Origin of the sequence: uncultured Clostridium sp. (assembly GCF_910588715.1) — a bacterium.
GTDB lineage: Bacteria > Bacillota > Clostridia > Clostridiales > Clostridiaceae > Clostridium.
The window spans coordinates 75,442-94,146 of sequence record NZ_CAJURG010000001.1 but is presented as its reverse complement, the minus strand read 5'-3'; the positions used below and the strand labels follow the sequence as shown (position 1 = coordinate 94,146).

General features: G+C 27.6%; 18 protein-coding genes. 1 reads left to right on the top strand and 17 read right to left on the bottom strand.

Features of this window, described 5'->3' with window-relative positions; all coding sequences use genetic code 11:
• Positions 1 to 23: 23 nt before the first annotated feature.
• The 6 genes from rpsB to QZ321_RS00445 form a co-directional block, all read right to left on the bottom strand.
• Positions 24 to 725 (bottom strand): 30S ribosomal protein S2, encoded by a 702-nt coding sequence (gene rpsB, locus QZ321_RS00470; protein WP_133014184.1) that lies wholly within the window; start codon positions 723 to 725, stop codon positions 24 to 26.
• Positions 726 to 1,189: 464 nt separating this feature from the next.
• The gene (gene codY / locus QZ321_RS00465; protein WP_291749705.1) at positions 1,190 to 1,966 is read right to left on the bottom strand and encodes a GTP-sensing pleiotropic transcriptional regulator CodY; all 777 of its coding nucleotides are present in this window, start codon (positions 1,964 to 1,966) and stop codon (positions 1,190 to 1,192) included.
• Positions 1,967 to 2,120: 154 nt separating this feature from the next.
• Complete coding sequence (gene topA / locus QZ321_RS00460) at positions 2,121 to 4,220, bottom strand: type I DNA topoisomerase (RefSeq protein WP_291749708.1); 2,100 nt, start codon at positions 4,218 to 4,220, stop codon at positions 2,121 to 2,123.
• Positions 4,221 to 4,270: 50 nt separating this feature from the next.
• The gene (gene dprA, locus QZ321_RS00455; RefSeq protein ID WP_291749711.1) at positions 4,271 to 5,326 is read right to left on the bottom strand and encodes a DNA-processing protein DprA; all 1,056 of its coding nucleotides are present in this window, start codon (positions 5,324 to 5,326) and stop codon (positions 4,271 to 4,273) included.
• A gap of 14 nt (positions 5,327 to 5,340) precedes the next feature.
• Complete coding sequence (locus tag QZ321_RS00450) at positions 5,341 to 6,864, bottom strand: YifB family Mg chelatase-like AAA ATPase (RefSeq protein ID WP_291749713.1); 1,524 nt, start codon at positions 6,862 to 6,864, stop codon at positions 5,341 to 5,343.
• Positions 6,865 to 6,956: 92 nt separating this feature from the next.
• Positions 6,957 to 7,205 carry a hypothetical protein gene (locus tag QZ321_RS00445; RefSeq protein WP_291749716.1) on the bottom strand — a complete coding sequence of 83 codons (249 nt, stop codon included), beginning with the start codon at positions 7,203 to 7,205 and terminating at the stop codon, positions 6,957 to 6,959.
• A 167-nt stretch (positions 7,206 to 7,372) separates the two neighbouring features.
• On the opposite strand from QZ321_RS00445, the gene QZ321_RS00440 reads away from it, so the two are divergent.
• Positions 7,373 to 7,744, top strand: coding sequence for a YraN family protein (locus QZ321_RS00440; RefSeq protein ID WP_291749718.1), 372 nt, complete (start codon positions 7,373 to 7,375; stop codon positions 7,742 to 7,744).
• Between the two features lie 87 nt (positions 7,745 to 7,831).
• On the opposite strand, the gene QZ321_RS00435 is transcribed toward QZ321_RS00440, so the two are convergent.
• The 11 genes from QZ321_RS00435 to smc all read right to left on the bottom strand — a co-directional run bounded on the left by QZ321_RS00435 (position 7,832) and on the right by smc (position 18,582).
• On the bottom strand, positions 7,832 to 8,650 hold the full coding sequence (locus QZ321_RS00435; protein ID WP_291743676.1) for a ribonuclease HII: 819 nt from the start codon (positions 8,648 to 8,650) through the stop codon (positions 7,832 to 7,834).
• Positions 8,650 to 9,603 carry a ribosome biogenesis GTPase YlqF gene (gene ylqF / locus QZ321_RS00430; RefSeq protein ID WP_291749721.1) on the bottom strand — a complete coding sequence of 318 codons (954 nt, stop codon included), beginning with the start codon at positions 9,601 to 9,603 and terminating at the stop codon, positions 8,650 to 8,652. Before ylqF ends, QZ321_RS00435 begins: the two co-directional genes overlap by 1 nt.
• A 185-nt stretch (positions 9,604 to 9,788) precedes the next feature.
• Positions 9,789 to 10,139: a 50S ribosomal protein L19 gene (gene rplS, locus QZ321_RS00425; RefSeq protein ID WP_291743673.1), complete on the bottom strand. Its 351-nt coding sequence runs from the start codon at positions 10,137 to 10,139 to the stop codon at positions 9,789 to 9,791.
• 113 nt (positions 10,140 to 10,252) lie between these two features.
• Positions 10,253 to 10,966, bottom strand: a complete 714-nt coding sequence (gene trmD / locus QZ321_RS00420; protein ID WP_291749723.1) for a tRNA (guanosine(37)-N1)-methyltransferase TrmD — start codon at positions 10,964 to 10,966, stop codon at positions 10,253 to 10,255.
• A complete protein-coding gene (rimM, locus tag QZ321_RS00415; protein WP_291749726.1) occupies positions 10,956 to 11,453 on the bottom strand; it encodes a ribosome maturation factor RimM in 498 nt (165 codons plus the stop codon). Before rimM ends, trmD begins: the two co-directional genes overlap by 11 nt.
• Before the next feature lie 155 nt (positions 11,454 to 11,608).
• Positions 11,609 to 11,839, bottom strand: a complete 231-nt coding sequence (locus tag QZ321_RS00410) for a KH domain-containing protein (protein ID WP_291749751.1) — start codon at positions 11,837 to 11,839, stop codon at positions 11,609 to 11,611.
• Between the two features lie 61 nt (positions 11,840 to 11,900).
• Positions 11,901 to 12,146 carry a 30S ribosomal protein S16 gene (gene rpsP, locus QZ321_RS00405; RefSeq protein ID WP_291743667.1) on the bottom strand — a complete coding sequence of 82 codons (246 nt, stop codon included), beginning with the start codon at positions 12,144 to 12,146 and terminating at the stop codon, positions 11,901 to 11,903.
• Positions 12,147 to 12,185: 39 nt separating this feature from the next.
• The gene (gene ffh, locus QZ321_RS00400) at positions 12,186 to 13,535 is read right to left on the bottom strand and encodes a signal recognition particle protein (protein WP_291743665.1); all 1,350 of its coding nucleotides are present in this window, start codon (positions 13,533 to 13,535) and stop codon (positions 12,186 to 12,188) included.
• Positions 13,536 to 13,551: 16 nt separating this feature from the next.
• Positions 13,552 to 13,881: a putative DNA-binding protein gene (locus QZ321_RS00395; RefSeq protein WP_291749729.1), complete on the bottom strand. Its 330-nt coding sequence runs from the start codon at positions 13,879 to 13,881 to the stop codon at positions 13,552 to 13,554.
• A 217-nt stretch (positions 13,882 to 14,098) separates the two neighbouring features.
• Positions 14,099 to 15,013: a signal recognition particle-docking protein FtsY gene (gene ftsY, locus QZ321_RS00390; RefSeq protein ID WP_291749732.1), complete on the bottom strand. Its 915-nt coding sequence runs from the start codon at positions 15,011 to 15,013 to the stop codon at positions 14,099 to 14,101.
• Positions 15,014 to 15,024: 11 nt separating this feature from the next.
• The gene (gene smc, locus QZ321_RS00385; protein ID WP_291749735.1) at positions 15,025 to 18,582 is read right to left on the bottom strand and encodes a chromosome segregation protein SMC; all 3,558 of its coding nucleotides are present in this window, start codon (positions 18,580 to 18,582) and stop codon (positions 15,025 to 15,027) included.
• Positions 18,583 to 18,705 lie beyond the last annotated feature (123 nt).

The window sequence follows — 18,705 nt, the reverse complement described above, 5'->3', positions numbered from 1 at the left end:
CCCTCACCTACCTCTTAAAATTACTATTCAGCTAATTGTTCGCCTTGTCTTCCTTCGATGATTCCATCAGCTAATTTAGCAGTTATTAATTTAACAGCTCTTATTGCATCATCATTTCCTGGAATTACATAATCAACTTCTTCTGGATCACAGTTAGTATCAACTATAGCTACTACTGGAATTCCTAATATTTTAGCTTCTGATATAGCGTTCTTTTCTTTTCTTGGGTCAACTACAAACATAGCTCCTATGTTGTTAACATCTAAATTAGTGATTCCACCAAGGTTAGTTTGTAATTTTTCCATTTCGCCTTTAAGCTTAATTACTTCTTTCTTAGGTAAAACATCAAATGTTCCATCTTGTTCCATTTGTTGTAATTCTTCTAATCTCTTAATTCTAGTTTTGATAGTTTTGAAGTTAGTTAACATACCACCTAACCATCTGTTGTTTACAAAGTGCATGTTTGATCTTACAGCTTCTTCTTGGATAGCTTCTTGAGCTTGCTTCTTAGTTCCAACGAAAAGAATGTCTTTTCCTTCTGTTGATACTTCTCTGATGAAGTTATAAGCTTCTTCTACCTTCTTAACTGTCTTTTGAAGATCTATTATATATATTCCGTTTCTTTCTGTGAATATATATGGAGCCATCTTAGGGTTCCATCTTCTTGTTTGGTGTCCAAAGTGAACGCCTGCTTCTAATAATTGTTTCATTGATATTACTGACATTTTGTTACCTCCTGGTTTTTCCTCCACAATCTTCATTCCTATAAAGCTACTTAAATTTTTAAGCACCAACTTTATAAATTGGATTGTGTGCGTATTTATTTACCTAGGTTAGTATATCATAAGCTTTATATACTAGCAACATATTTTTTGTATATTTTATCTTTCACGTCATAAAACAATAAATTTATCATACTATTTATTTAAAATTTTAATAAAAATACTTAGTTTTTTAAAAATTTAAAATATACATTATATATTATATCCTAATTTAAAAATATAAAACATATTAAAATAAAGCTAAGCTTAATTAGTTATATTTACATATAAAATTAATCTCTTTTTATATAAATTTTTAAACTTTAAAATTTTATATAAAAAAAGCTATAAATATTAAAATACTTTTATTTCAACATTTGATAGCCTTCTTTATTATATAGAGTTTTATTTAATCTAAGATATAATTTTTATCTTATTTTCTTTAACTCTTCTACTAATTTTTCATTTAAAATTTTAATATGAGTTCCCTTCATTCCTAAAGATCTTGATTCAATTACTCCAGCACTTTCAAATTTTCTTAAAGCATTTACAATGACACTTCTTGTTATACCTACTTTATCTGCAATTTTTGATGCAACTAATAATCCTTCATTACCTTCAAGTTCATTAAATATATGCTCTACAGCTTCAAGTTCTGAATAAGATAAAGTTCCAATAGCTAATTGAACTACAGCTTTCTTTCTTGCCTCTTCTTCTAATTCATCTTGTTTAGCTCTAAGCATTTCCATTCCTACAATAGTTGTACTATGTTCTGCTAATATTAAATCTTCTTCTGTAAACTCTTCTCCAAATCTAGCTAGTATTAATGTTCCCATTCTTTCACGATTTCCTATTATGGGAACTATAGTAGATATTTTATTAGAAACTTCACAAGCACCTTCTCCTTTAAATACACAATTACCATTACTTTTAGAATTCGCTAAAGTTTCTGTAATTTTTAATAAGCTTTCATTATATGATACTGGAAATCTATTTTCTTCTAAAACATATTTTTTCATTATTCTGCACTCAAAGTCTCTTGAGAAGGTATGTCCTAAAAGTTTTCCTCTTCTACTAACTATATATACATTACATTCTAATACTTCACTTAAAAGTTTACATATATCATCAAATACTACAGGATCTGCTCCACCCTTTTGCAGTATTTTATTTAGTCTTCTAGTTTTATTTAATAATGATAACAACTAAATATTCCCCCCATCATAACCTTTATCACTCTAGTATTAATTTTCAAAATTATCACAATTTTAAAAAATTTTTTCTTAATCTAATAGTATCATATAAGATTTTTTTTTACAACATTTTTTACAATCTTTCGACAAGGGTTATAATAAATACTTATTTATCATCTTTCTTTTCGTTATCATCTTCTAAAGGCATAGTATTTCCACATTCGGCATTTGAACATACTGCATACTTTCCCTTAGTTTTTGAATACTTAGCAGTCATATAACTACCACATTTTGAGCATGCTTCTTTTATAGGTTCATTCCAGCTTACAAAGTCACAATTTGGATAATTAGAACACCCAAAGAATTTCTTTCCTTTTTTACTTCTCTTAGCTAAGATTTTTCCTCCACATTTAGGACATGGAACTTCTAGTTCTTCTACTATTGGTTTTGCATTATGACATTCAGGATATCCAGGACATGCTAAGAAAGTACCATATCTTCCACGTTTTATAACCATCATTCTTCCACATTTATCACATGGAACATCACTTACTTTATCTTCAATTACAACCTTTGAAATTTCCTTTTCTGCTTTATCTATGGCTACTTTAAGAGGCGTAAAAAATTCTCCAACTACACCCTTCCACTCTTCGCTACCTTCTTCAATATAGTCAAGCTTTCTTTCCATATCAGCTGTAAAATCAACATCAACTATTTGTTTGAAATAATCCGACATTATATTATTTACTATAAAGCCTAATTCTGTTGGTATTAAATTTTTCTTTTCTCTTGATACATACTCTCTACTTAATAATGTAGAAATTGTTGGTACATAAGTACTAGGTCTTCCTATTCCTTTTTCCTCAAGTAGCTTTACAAAAGATGCTTCTGTATATCTTGCTGGTGGCTGAGTAAAATGTTGTTTTCCTTCAACAGAAACCGATGATAATATTTCGCCTTCTTCTAATATTGGCAGTGTCACATCATTTTCATCATCTTCTGTTGTATAATCATATACTTTCATAAAACCATCAAATTTAATAGTTGAACCAGAAGCTTTAAATAAATACTCACCATTTATTATGTCTATACTATTTGTATTTAGTGAGCATGAACTCATTTGACTTGCAATAAATCTTTTCCATATTAAACTATATAACTTATATTGCTCTGCTGATAAACTTGACTTTGCTATCTCTGGAGTTATGTCAATATGAGAAGGTCTTATAGCTTCATGTGCATCTTGAATATTTTTCTTTCCTTTATATATTCTAGGTACTTTCGGAATATATTCTTCTCCATAATTTTGTTTTATAAAATCAACAGCTTTTCCCTGTGCCTCTTCTGATACTCTTACAGAGTCTGTTCTCATATAAGTTATTAAACCAACTGTACCATACCCTTTTACTTCAACCCCTTCATAAAGAGCTTGAGCTATAGACATAGTTCTTTTAGTCATAAAATTAAGCTTTTTAGAAGCTTCTTGTTGCAAAGTACTTGTTGTAAATGGTGGTAATGGATTTTTTAATCTACTACCTTTTTTAACCTTATGTACCTTGTAATCATTTTCTTCTAAGTCTTTTATTATTTTATTAGCTTCTTCTTCTGTTTTTATTTCTAATTTTTTATTTTCGTATTTTGTTAACTTTATAGGGAATTTTTTTCTTTCCTTTTTTAAAATACAATCTACTGTCCAATATTCCTTTGGTTCAAAAGCCTTTATTTCTTCTTCCTTATCACAAATAAGTTTTAATGCAGCTGACTGAACTCTTCCTGCACTTAATCCCCATTTAACATTTTTCCAAAGTATAGGACTTATTTCATATCCAACAAGTCTATCTAACACTCTTCTTGCTTGTTGAGCATCAACTAAATTTAAATTTATTTTTCTTGCTTCTTTTATAGATTCCTTTACTGCACTTTTAGTTATTTCATTAAATACTATTCTACATGTATCATCTTCTGAAATTTTTAATATATTTGCTAGATGCCATGATATTGCTTCTCCCTCTCTATCAGGGTCAGTTGCAAGGTAAATTTTATCTGCTTTTTTAGCTGCTTTTTTTAATTTAGCTATTAACTCTCCCTTTCCCCTAATAGTTATATATTTTGGATTAAAGTTATCTTCTATATCAACACCTAATTTACTTTTAGGCAAATCTCTAACATGCCCCATTGAAGCTTCTACTGTATAATTCTTTCCTAAATACTTACTTATAGTCTTTGCTTTTGCAGGTGATTCTACAATAACAAGATTCTGACCCATACCATCAACTCCTATTTATCTCTTAGGAGCTTTTACCCCCCTAAAACTATCTAACTAATCTTCGCATAATAATTGCCTGGTAGGCAAATAATTTCATTTTCATTTTGCATTTCAAATAATAACTCAAATAAAGCTATCCTGTCAATATTTAGCCTTTCCATTATTTTATCTATATGTATAGGTTCTCTCCCTATTACATCCAACAAACACTTTTTAATACTATTTTTGGCATTATTTTTAATGTCTTTTTTAATAACATTAAGAAATTCGCACAAATCATCTTTTTCCAAAAAAGGGCGTGCTCCTTGATAAATTAATAAATTACACCCCTTGCTATTTTGATTAAAAATTGATCCTGGAACGACTATAACATCTCTTGATTGACTAATTGCATAATCAACGGTTATTAAAGATCCACTCTTATCAGATGCTTCTACAACAATTACTCCATTACTTAATCCACTTACTATTCTGTTTCTTTGAGGGAAATTATATGGTAGTGGTTTTGTAGATGGTAAAAATTCTGATATCAATAAGCCCTTTTCTGAAATTTCTTCATATAATTGCTTATTATATTTTGGATAAACAACATCTATACCACATCCTAAAACCCCTATTGTTTTTCCATTTTTCTTTAATATCTCCTTATGAGCTATTGAATCTATACCTGCTGCAACTCCACTTACAACTCCATAAGAAAGATTATATAACTCTGATGCTATAAGCTTTGTAACTTGTTCGCCGTAAGTAGTATTTTTTCTAGAGCCGACAACGGCAGCCATATTATAATCAAAAAGTTCTATATCCCCTTTATAAAATAAAACATATGGTGGATTAGTAATATTTCTTAATTTTTTTGGATAATTGTTAGATGAATATGTTACATACTTTATGTTATTTTTAAATAAATATTCCTCTAATTTTTCTTCTTCAATGCTATTTTTTTCGCTTAATCTAGCTAAAAAATTTTTGTACAATAATTTATCATTAATTATATTATCAATATTATTATAAATATTTTCTTCGTTATTATACTTTTCTATTAATTTTATCTTAGATAAATTTGATATTTTTAATGCTATAAACCATATTTCATGCCTATTCATATTTCAAACTCTCCTTATATTATTTCTCCAAAAACATTTTTTCTAAATCCTACTGCTTCAATAATATGATAATCCATAATTTCACTGCTACAATCTAAATCTGCTATAGTTCTAGCTACTTTTATTATCTTAGTATAGCCTCTAAGAGTTATATCATATCTACGATAATATTCATCTAAAACCTTTTTAGCATTTTTATTAATACTACATAAATTTAAAACATCTTTACCTATAATTTCAGAATTATATCTGTATTTTGTTCCCTTAAATCTCTCTTTTTGAATTTCTCTTGCTAAAATCACATCATGTCGCATATTGTCAGAATTAATTTTATCTTTTTCTCCTGCAATTTCAGTTATTTTTATTCTTGGAACAAAATTTAATATATCAATTCTATCTAAAAGCGCTCTAGACATTCTATTTATATATCTCTTTTTTTCTAATTCAGTACATGTACAAGTTGATCCTGAATCATAATCAAGCATTTTCCCACAAGGACACGGATTAAAAGTTCCTACTAATATAAAGTTGCTTGGCAATGTATAACTTTCCTTTAGTCTTGAAATATTTATAACCTTATCTTCTAAAGGTTGCCTCAAAAGTTCTAGTAATTCCCTTTTAAACTCTAATATTTCATCTAGAAATAAAATTCCATTATGAGCTAAAGTTATTTCGCCAGCTTTTACATCTTTTCCTCCACCAATTAATGCACTTTTAGTTATAGTATTATGTGGAGATCTAAAAGGTCTTGAAATATTATATCCATCCCTTAATAGTCCTGATATGCTATATATTTTTGCAACTTCTTGTTGTTCTTCTATCGTCATAGGTGGTAATATTGAAGGCAAGGCTTTTGCAAGCATTGTTTTTCCAGAGCCAGGAGAACCAAATAGCATTATATTATGATTTCCAGCAGCTACAATTTCCATAGCTTTTTTCGATGTGTATTGTCCCATTATATCTTCAAATTTATTAATAAAAATCTCTTTATCTTTTATTTTCTTTTCTCCTTTATAAGGAAGTAAATCTTCATTTTGTATATATGATATTACTTGATTTAAAGTTTTAAATGGAAAGAAGTTTCCTAAAACAAAATTTCTCATTTCTTTTAAGTTTTCAAGAGGGAAAATAAAGTTTTGCTTTTTATTGTTATCACCTTCAAAAATAATTGGTACTGCTCCCTTAACTCCTTTTAACTCACCATTTAATGAAAGTTCTCCAAAAATTATATAGTTATCTAGTGGCTTTCTTTCAATTTGCCTTGATGCCATTAATATCCCAAGAGCTATTGGTAAATCTAAAAGACTTCCTATTTTTTTCACGTCAGCAGGAGCTAAGTTTATAGTAATTCTCCCTAAAGGAAACTCATATCCACTATTTACTATTGCAAGCCTTACTCTTTCTTTAGATTCTTTAATAGATGTATCTGGAAGGCCAACAATCGAAAAGCTTGGAACCCCTTTAGTTATATCAACTTCAACATTTATAAGTACTCCATCTAATCCTCTATGGGTAGCACTAATTATATTTATAGCCAATAAATCAACCCCTTTTTTTCATTTTTATTATAGTGTTGATTCTTGACATTATCTTTATTATTAATACAAGTAATCTTAATTTTTTCAATAAATTACATTGAATATAATCCAATATCACTCCATAAATCTTTTAATAATTTATCATTTATTTTATAGTTATTAACCATATCTAATCCATTTTTATAATATACTGCATTCCCATTAGGACATTCACAAATAAAATATTCATCATCTCCAGGAGATATATTATATCTAATTTCAAAAAGATAAAATTCTATATCTAAACCCAAATTAATTGAATCTATCAATTCACTTAAATTATTAAACTTTCCTAAATCCATATTAATCACCTTTTAAAATATTTTATTAATTATTTAATTTTTAATAAATATAAATATTTAACTAAAATTTTATTATTAGTAAATTATATCATTTAAATATTGAATAAAACTTTCCATCAAAGTCTATTATTAAATATATTCTAAAACTTATATAAAGAGGTGAAAATATGAAAAACTACAATAAGGCAATTGGAAAATATGGTGAAAGCATAGCCCGTGATTTTCTCATTAATAATGGATATAAAATATTAGACATGAATTATAGAAATAGATATGGTGAAATAGATATTATATCTATAAAAAATGATATTATAATTTTCTGCGAAGTAAAAAGTAGGTATACAAACTCCTTTGGAAATCCAATTGAAGCTGTTACCTACTATAAACAAAAACAAATTATTAAATTATCTGAAATGTATTTACTATATGAAAAATACAATAACTACAATGTTCGATATGATGTTATTGAAGTTAACTTTAATAAATTAAATAATAATTTTAAAGTAAATCATATAAAAGATTCATTTAGAACCTATTAATTAATTTTATTATTTAAAAGCAAAATCTATCTGTAAAAATATATAATTTTTTATCAATCTATACTTAAAATAATAATTTTAAAATAGTTACTTAGATAATATATTAGTTAAAAAAGACATTCTATGTATTTTGGTAGTGCCATAATTTTTTATGCCCTCTATATGTTTTGTAGTTCCATATCCAACGTTTTCTTCAAAAGCATAATTAGGATACTTTTTTGCATACTCTTTCATTAAATTATCTCTATAAACTTTAGCTACTATAGAAGCAGCTGCAATACAAGCTGACTTTGTATCACCTTTAATTACAGATTTATTTGGAATTTGTATACCCTTAACTGTATATCCATCAGATAATACTAAATCTGGTTTTACCTTTAAGTTATTACAAGCTTCTAAAAAAACTTCATTATTACAAACTCCTATTCCTCTTGCATCTATTTCATAAGAACTACGAGAAGCTATATAATATGATAATGCTTTTTCTTTTATTATTGATGCTAATTCTTCTCTTTTTCCTTCATTTAATTTTTTAGAATCGTTAATCCATAAAATTAAATCTTCATCTATAACATTTAAATCTAAAACTACTGCACAGGAAACTATAGGACCAGCTAAAGGACCTCTACCAACTTCATCTACCCCTGCAATAATATTATAACCCACAAATGATTTATCAAAGTTATACATATTTCTAACTCTTTTAATTTCATTTTCTATTTTTTCTTTTGATTTTTTAAGCTTATCACCTAAACTATTGATATTTTTTCTTTTATCATTTTTTAATACATTTATAATATAAATTAACTCTTTAGACTTATATATTTCATTAACTTTTATTTTATCTACCATTTCCTTAACAGCTTTAAAACTTAAAGTGCTAATATCTGTAGTTAATATATCCATTATCTTTTTTCCTTTTTCTTTTCGTTTCTCTTTTCTTTTCTTATTCTTCTTTTTCTTTCTTTTTCAGTTTCTTCCTTAGCAACAACTTCTTCTTCCTCAAAAACATCATCTGGACGCTCTAAAGAAATTTTACCAAGCTTTCCGCCTCTAAATTCATCAATAAGCATAACAGCAATTCTATTATAATTAATTTCATTACGTGCCATTATACATCCTCTTTTTCTTGCAATAGCATCTAAATTATCTAATGGATTTTCTTGTATTTCTTCAATTCCAAATCTCTCTATTAATCTCTCTGGATAATATTCTTGAAGTCTTTCAACAAGCTTATATGCTAATTCTTCTATATCCATTATTTCATCTTTAATAGAACCTGCGAAAGCTAAATTTAAAGCAGTTCTTTCATCTTCAAATTTAGGCCATAAAACTCCTGGTGTATCTAACATTTCCATATCAAAAGCTGTTTTTATCCATTGCTTACTTTTTGTAACCCCAGCTCTGTCTCCAGTTTTAGCAATATTATTTCTTGCCATTTTATTTATAAATGTAGATTTACCACAGTTTGGAACACCTACTACCATTACTCTCATCATAAACTTAACTAAACCCTTAGCTTTAGCTCTTTCATGTTTTTCTTTTAGAAGTTCTAAAAGTGCTGGTTTTATTTGTTGTAAGCCTTGCCCCTTTAAACAATTAACTTCCAAAACCTTAACAGAATCACTAGATAGTTCATTTATCCACTCCTTAGTTACCTTAGCTTCTGTTAAGTCACTTTTATTTAATAAAATTAATCTTGGCTTTCCTGCACAAAGTTTATCTATATCAGGATTTGCAGAACTCCTTGGAATTCTAGCATCTCTAATTTCTATTACTGCATCAACAAGCTTTAAATTATCTTGTATTTCCCTTTTTGTTTTTTTCATATGCCCCGGGAACCAATTTATAGTAGCCATTAATTATTCCTCCCTTTTAATATGTATTATTTATAATTAAGTATTACTTTTTATATTGAACAACTTTTTCCAAATTCTTAGTCATAATTTCTATTATCCAAATTAAAATTTAGAATCTTACTTATATTATTGCAAACAAAAAGGGACTTAATACTAAGTCCCTTAATATCTTTATTAACTTTAAATTATCTAGTTAATAATTCCTTAACTTTAGCAGCCTTACCTACTCTATCTCTTAAGTAGAATAACTTAGCTCTTCTTACTTTACCTCTTCTTGTAACTTCCATCTTTTCGATGATTGGTGAGTTAACTGGGAAAGTTCTTTCAACTCCAACACCGTAAGCAATTCTTCTTACTGTGAAAGTTTCTCTTAAACCACCGTTTTGTCTCTTAATAACAGTTCCTTCGAACATTTGTATTCTTTCTCTGTTACCTTCTTTAACTTTAACGTGTAATTTAACGTTATCCCCAACATTGAAGTTTGGTAAGTCATTTCTCATTTGTTCTGCTTCTATAGCTCTTAATATTTCGTTCATCGTGCATTCCCTCCTAAATTGATAATTGACGCTCTTAACAAATACTTTGACAGCGGAACGCCCGTACTAGCACAGGAGTTATTGTAACATAAGTTTTTTTACATTTCAAGCTATTATTTTTTGCTATTTAATAATTTTTTATCCTCTTTTGTAAGTATTATATTATTGTATAAATCGGGTCTTCTTTCTCTTGTTATATGTAAAGACTGTAGCCTTCTCCATTTTCTTATGTTTTCATGATGCCCTGATAATAAAACTGATGGTACAGCCTCCCCCTCAAATACTTCTGGTCTTGTGTATTGTGGATACTCTAGTAATCCTTCTGAAAATGATTCATCTTCATGACTTTCAGATTTATTTAAAACTCCTGGTACTAATCTTAAAATAGAATCAATGACTGGAATAGCAGCCATTTCTCCTCCTGTTAATACAAAATCTCCTAATGAAATTTCCATATCAACTTCCTTAAAAGCTCTTTCATCTATTCCTTCATAATGACCACAAAGAAAAATTAAGTTTTCTTCCTTTGATAACTTTGTTGCTAACTCTTGATTAAAAGTTTTACCTTTTGGTCCTAAAAAAATTACCTTTCCATTATTACTTTCCTTACAAGCTCTTATACAATCAACTACTGGTTGAGCTGCCATAACCATTCCAGCTCCACCACCATAAGGATAATCATCTACTTTTTTATGTTTATTTAATGTATAATCTCTTATATTTAAGGTATCAATTGATATTAATTCTTTTTCTTTAGCTTTTCCTATAATACTATGATTAAAAATATCAAACATCTCAGGAAATAGAGTTAGAATACTAATCTTCATCCATCCATTCTCCTACTGGTCTTACTGTAATTTTTCTTTCATCTATATTAATATCTAATACTATACTTTTAAGAACCGGTATTAATAATTCTTTAGGTTTTCTTATCCAATATACATCATTGTTTTTAGTTTGTATAACATCATATATCTTACCTAATTCTTTTCCATTTGTATCAAATACTATGCACTCTCTTAAATCAGCTAAAAAGTAACAATCTTCCTCAAGTTTAACTGCATTTTCTCTTTCTACTTCCATAAACTTTTCTTTAAGCCTTTCTGCATCTTCTATTTTATCTATGCCTTCAAGCTTAACTATTATTCTATCTTTTTGATATTTACACTTTTCTATATTAACCTCTTTACCTTCAATTAAAACATATTCTAAATCATCAAATCTTCTCATATTGTCTGTTAATGGAATAACCTTAACTTCACCTTTTAAACCATGAGTATTTACTATTTTACCTACTTTTAAATTTTTACTCACTTATATTCACCTCTTATGTTAGTTTAATTTTTTCATATATTATTTATATCAAACTTTTTATATTTTAGCAAAATAATTATTGATTATATGAATTATAAAAAATATTTTTAAAGTTTTAATTAAAATAAAAAAAGAGTTAGGAAAATCCTAACTCTTTAATCGATAATTTCAACTACTACTTTTTGTTTTTCGTTTAGTGCTGCGGCTTTTACAACAGTTCTAATAGCTTTTGCTACTCTACCTTGTTTGCCTATTACCTTACCCATATCTTCAGGAGCAACCTTTAATTCAAGAATTAATTCTTGCTCTCCTTGAACTTCATTTACATGAACTTCATTTGGATTATCCACTAAGGATTTAGCAATTATTTCAACTAAATCTTTCATAAAAGTCTGCAAATACTATGTACTAAATTGTATATATTTTGCAGAGTTCACCTCCTAAAAATTACTTGTTAAGTCCTACTGTGTTGAATAGTCTCTTAACTACATCTGTAGGTTGTGCACCATTTTTTATCCATTTTGTAGCTTTTTCTTCATCGATTTTGATTTCAGCTGGTTCAGTTATTGGATTGTAGTACCCGATTTCTTCGATGAATCTTCCATCTCTTGGGCATCTAGAATCAGCAACAACAACTCTGTAGAAAGGAGCTTTTTTAGCACCCATTCTTCTTAATCTGATTTTTACTGCCATTAATTTCACCTCCTTTAAAGTAATATATATATAAACTCTTTAAAAAGGTAATTTACCAAATAAACCTTTTTTGGACTTTTTAGTCAATGATTTCATTTGCCTCATTTGCTTTCTCATCATTTCATGTCCTTTTATGAGTTTGTTAACTTCTTGTAATGATGTACCAGAACCATTAGCTATTCTCTTCTTTCTTGAAGACGAACCTACTATAAGTTTTGGATTTTTTCTTTCCTTTGGAGTCATTGAATAAATTATTGCTTTTACTCTTGCTAATTGTTTTTCACCAGCATCAAAGTCAATTTCTTTCATCTCTTTAGGAACTCCTGGTATCATGTCCATGATTTTACTTAATGATCCTAACTTTTTCATTTGCTCCATAGCTGTTAAATAATCATCATAAGTAAAGTCATTTTCCATCATCTTTTGACCTAACTCTTTAGCTTCTTTTTCATCAATTGCCTCTTGAGCCTTTTCGATTAATGAAAGTACATCACCCATTCCTAAAATTCTACTAGCCATTCTATCTGGATGGAATACTTCAAAATCATTCATCTTTTCCCCAACACCAATAAATTTAATTGGCTTTTGAGTCATATGCCTAATTGATAAAGCAGCTCCACCTCTTGTATCTCCATCAAGTTTTGTTAATATAACGCCTGAGATATCAAGTGCTTCATTAAAGGTTTCTGCAACATTTACAGCATCTTGTCCTGTCATTGAGTCAACAACAAGTAAGATTTCTGAAGGATTAACTTCAGCCTTTACATCTTTAAGTTCAGTCATTAGCTCTTCATCTATATGAAGTCTACCAGCTGTATCTATAATTACAACATTATTTCCGTTTTCCCTACCGTATTTTATACCTTCTTTGGCAATTTGTACAGGGCTAATTTTATCACCCATTTGGAAAACTGGAATGTCAATTTGCTTTCCTACAACCTCTAATTGTTTAATTGCTGCTGGTCTATATATATCACAAGCAACTAATAAAGGTCTTTTATTTTTATCTTTTCTTAATTGTAGTGCAAGTTTACCAGCCATTGTGGTTTTCCCTGCCCCTTGAAGTCCAACTAACATAATAACAGTTGGCCCAACACCAGAGAAGTCTATTTTACTTTCACTACCTCCCATAAGATCTGTAAGTTCATCATTAACTATCTTGATGACTTGCTGAGCAGGTGTTAAGCTTTCTAAAACTTCACTACCAACACATTTTTCACTAACATTTTTAACAAAAGTTTTTACAACCTTGAAGTTAACGTCAGCTTCTAATAACGCAAGCTTTACTTCTCTCATGGCTTCTTTAATATCTTTTTCGCCTAATTTACCTTTGCCTCTAAGTTTCTTAAACGTTTCTTGTAACTTATCAGCTAAACCTTCAAAAGCCATGTTAACCCTCCTATGCCTATAAATTTTCTAGAGTTTCTTTATAATTTATATAGTCTTCAGCCATCAAAGAATATTTTTCATTAACTTGATTTAAGAATTCTGAAATTTTCTTTTCTTTTTCTAAAGACTTTTCAAGTAAATTTAATTTACTTTCATAGGATAGAAATTGTTTGTAGCATCTTTTTATTAGGTCATGAATTGCTTGCCTACTAGTGCTATTTAATTCAGCAATCTCAGCTAAGGATAAGTCATCATTGTAATATAGCTCCATGATACTCTTTTGCTTTTCCGTAAGCAATGGACCATAATAATCCATTAGCAAGGAAATCTCAACTCTATCTTCCATGTATATCACCTTACCCACATTTGAGATTCTAACAGAATAATAATTAAGTGTCAAGTATTTTTACTTAACACTTTAAAATTATTTTTTATTATAAATTAAAATGTCAAACTCTTACTATTCCTATTTGATTATACCAATTAGGTACCTATAGTTATTTTAATTACTAATACTAATTTTCGCAACAAAATTTTTTATCTATAAAAAAATTAATCTCAACTTAAAATAATGCTTCTACAAAACTTTCTGCATCAAATTCTTGTAAATCCTCAATACCTTCCCCTACACCTATATATTTAACAGGTATTTTAAGAGTGTTTTTTATAGAAATTACAACTCCACCTTTAGCAGTTCCATCAAGTTTAGTTAAAACTATACCATCTATAGGACATACCTCCATAAATTGCTTAGCTTGAATTACTGCATTTTGTCCTGTTGTTCCATCTAAAACTAATAAAGTTTGTTTATTTGCATCACTAAGTTCTCTATCTATTACTCTATTTATTTTCCCTAATTCATCCATTAAATTTTTCTTATTGTGTAATCTTCCTGCTGTGTCACATATAAGTAAATCTACACCTCTTGATTTAGAAGCATTAATAGCATCAAATACAACAGCTGCAGGATCTGAACCCTCTTCATGCTTAACAATATCAACCTTTGCTCTTTCGCTCCAAACAACTAACTGATCTATAGCACCTGCTCTAAATGTGTCAGCAGCTGCTAATAAAACCTTTTTGCCTTTTTTCTTATTCATTGAAGCTAATTTACCTATACTAGTAGTTTTCCCAACTCCATTTACACCTATTACTAAAATAACTTCTTTCCCAGACTTCTCTTCGGTATTTTCTTTATTGTCATCTATCATCATTTCAGCAATTACACTTTTTAAAGCTGGTCTAACTAATTCAACATCATTAATTTTTTCTTTTCTAATTTTATCTTTCAATCTTTCAATGATTTCCATAGTAGTATCCATACCTATATCAGCCATAATAAGTATTTCTTCTAATTCTTCATATAAATCTTCATCAATTGTTACAGCTAAATTTAAAGCCTCATTTATTTTATCTGTTAATGCATTTCTTGTTTTTGTTAATCCATTTTTAAGATTATTAAATAATTTACCAAACATATTATTTCCTCCTAATTTTTAGACAAATCTACTGATACTACTTTAGATATTCCCTTTTCTTCCATGGTTATACCATACATCACATCACTAGCTTCCATTGTTCCTTTTCTATGTGTTATTACTATAAATTGAATGTTTTTTGCAAAGGCTTTTAAAAACTCTGCATATCTATAAACATTAGCATCATCTAAAGCTGCCTCTATTTCATCTAGTATACAAAATGGAGTTGGTTTCATTTTTAATATTGCAAATAATAAAGCTATTGCTGATAAAACTTTTTCTCCACCAGACATTAAATTTATATTTTGAAGCTTCTTTCCTGGTGGTTCAACATTTATAATTATATTAGAATTTAAAATATCCTCTCCACCTAAAATAAGTTCTGCATGGCCACCTTTAAATAATTCTCTAAAGGTTTCACCAAAATTTTCATTTAATACCTTAAAGTTTTCTTTAAATAATTCCTGCATTTGAATAGTCATTTCATTTATAACTTCCATTAACTCTTCTTTAGCTTTTTGTAAATCTAATTCTTGGGAAGACATAAATTCATACTTTTCGCATACCTCGTCATATTCAACTATAGCAGATAAATTAACTGTTCCTAAAGATGCTATTTTTGATTTTAATATAAGAATTTCATCTTTAATTTTATTTATATTTTCTATCTTAACAGCTATTTCTTTTGCTTCAGCAAGAGTTAAATTAAGCTCACTATTTAACCTATTATAAAAAGCTTCTTGCTCACTTTCTATTTTAGCATATTGTATAGATTTTTTATTTAATTCATTTTCTTCTATTCTTATTACTTCTATTTCTTCGCTAGTTACGCTTTCCTTAGCTTTATAACTTTCTTTAAGCTCTGCTTTAATTATTTCATCTTCCCTAAATGAATTTTCAAGTTCTAAAACTCTCTTTTCTATTTCTTTTAATATACCTTCTTTACTTTTCACATTTTCAGATAAAGCTGTAATACTACTATACTTATTAGAAACTTCAATTTGTAAATTTGCTATTTTATTTTCTTTTTCTTTTATTTCTAAGTTTTTAAAAGATATTTGACTTTTTTGGTTTTGAAGACTTTCTTCTAAAGTTGCATTATTAACTTTTAAATTAACTAATTTTTCTTTTAAAGAATCTCTTTCATTATTATTATTAAAAAGTTCCTCTTCAATTAATTTAACCTTTTCTTTTCTCTCAAAGCTTTTAACATCTAATTTATCAAGTTCATCTTTTTTATTTTTTAATTTTTCTGTTAATAAGTTAATTATATTGTTATTTTCATCTTTTTGCTTCTTAGAGCTTTCAATATTTTTATTTAATTTATCTTTGTCACTTAAAAGATTTTTCATTTCTCCTTCTAATACTGTTAACTCTATATTTTTACTATGAACTTCTTCTCTCTTATTTAATATTTCTTCATCTAAAGACTTTATTTTTACCTTTATATCATTAAACTTAGATACTTCATTATTATACTCATCTTTTAGATTTATTATATTTTCTGCTAACTCTTCAATTTCTCTTTTTCTTCCTAAAAGATTAACACTTTTACCTTGAATGCTACCTCCAGTTAATGCACCACCTGGATTAATTACCTCACCAGTTAATGTAACTATCTTATAATTATGCTTAGCAATTTTAGATATATTAATAGCATAGTCCATATTTTCAGCAATTATAGTTCTTCCTAAATTATAATCTATAATTCCCTTATATTTCATATCATATTTTATAATATCTGAAGCAACTCCAATATACCCTTTAGCTGATTTAATTTCATTAGGTACTTCTAGTTTTTTGCCTTTAATAATATTTAATGGTAAAAAGGTTGCTCTACCTAAGCCTTTACTTTTTAAATAAGAAATTAAATTTTTAGCATCAATATCACTAATAGTTATTACATTAGAAATTGCTCCACCTAAAGCTATTTCTATAGCAACTTCATATTTCTTTTCTACCTCAAAAACTTCACCAAGAACCTTAATATCTTTTACTCCAAAAACTTTTCCTTTTGCAACATGTTCCATTAAGTTTTTTACAGTTCTATTATATCCTTCGTAATGCTTTTCTAAATTTTCTAAAGTATTATGAGTAGCTTCTGATTCATTGATTTTTTTAGCTAATATTTTAATTTTATTATCTTGACTATTTAAAAGTGAATGAGTTTTTGTTAACTCTCTTTTTACTAATATTATTTCTTCTTCTAATTTTAAAATATTATCTTTTGCATTTATAAGCATTGCCTTAACTTCTTCAATAGTTCCTATATTAATAGATAAATTTCCCTCTAAGGTAACTATTGACTTATCTAAATTTTCTTGTGTATAACTCTTTTCTTTTATTTCTTTTTCTAAGCTTTGAATTTTATTAGTAATATCAGAATTTTTAGATATAATTTCAAATTCATTATTTTTTAAAATACTAAGCTCTTTTTCAATTTTATTAATTTTTGTGCTTATTTCATCAATTAAACTTTCAACACTTTTAATTTCTAAAGCCTTTTCACTATTTTCTTTACTTCTTTCATTTAACTTTTCTTCTAAATCCCTTTTTTCTAAGTTAACCTTTTCTAAATTTTCTTTTAAAAGCTTTATTTCATTTTCTTCTTTTTCTATTAAAGACTTAAAGTTATTAATTCTTTCCTTAAAAAGATCAATATCCCTTATATGATTTGTATACTCTTCTTTCTTTGTATAATATTCATCTTTTTCTAATTTACTTTTATTTTCTATATTTTCTATCTTATCTTGTAATTCATCTAAAATACTTTTATGAATCTTAAACTTTTCTCTTTTTTCTTCTATAGATTTTTCTCTTTTTTCTATTTCATTAGATAAAATATCAATATCCTTTGATATTTTATCAATATTATTAACTAATATTGATACTTCTTTTACCTTTAGTTCCTCAGCTAAGACTTTATACTTTTCAGCTTTTTCCTTTTCAACCTTTAACGGTTCAAGTCTTTCTTCATAAGTTGCTATTATATCTCTAATTCTAACTAAATTACTATCAGTATTATCAAGCCTTTTTTCTGCTTCTTCTTTTCTAGATTTATATTTAACTATTCCAGCAGCTTCTTCAAGTAAAGCTCTTCTATCTTCAGGCTTACCACTTAATATTGCATCAATTTTACCTTGTCCAATTATAGAATATCCTTCCTTACCTATACCTGTATCCATAAATAATTCAGTAATATCTTTTAATCTACATTTTTGATTATTAATTAAATACTCTGTTTCACCTGATCTAAATATTCTTCTAGTTACGGTTACTTCATTATAATCTGTTGATAATGTTCCATCTGAGTTATCTAAAGTAAGAGAAACTTGAGCTAATCCTAAAGGTTTTCTAAATTGTGTTCCTGAAAAAATAACATCTTCCATCTTTCCACCTCTAAGATTTTTGACGCTTTGCTCTCCAAGAACCCATCTTACAGAATCAGAAACATTACTTTTTCCACTACCATTAGGACCAACAACTGCAGTTACCCCTCCTTTAAATCTTAACTCAGTTTTATCTGCAAAAGATTTAAATCCACGTATCTCAAGTGATTTTAAAAACATAAATACACTCCTTATCTTTTATATAAAAGCTGGTACTAAACTTAATAAAAATACTATAAGCATAAAAACAGTAATTATATATATCATTTTTTCTCTTGTCTTTGCTTTCATAATAACCCTCAC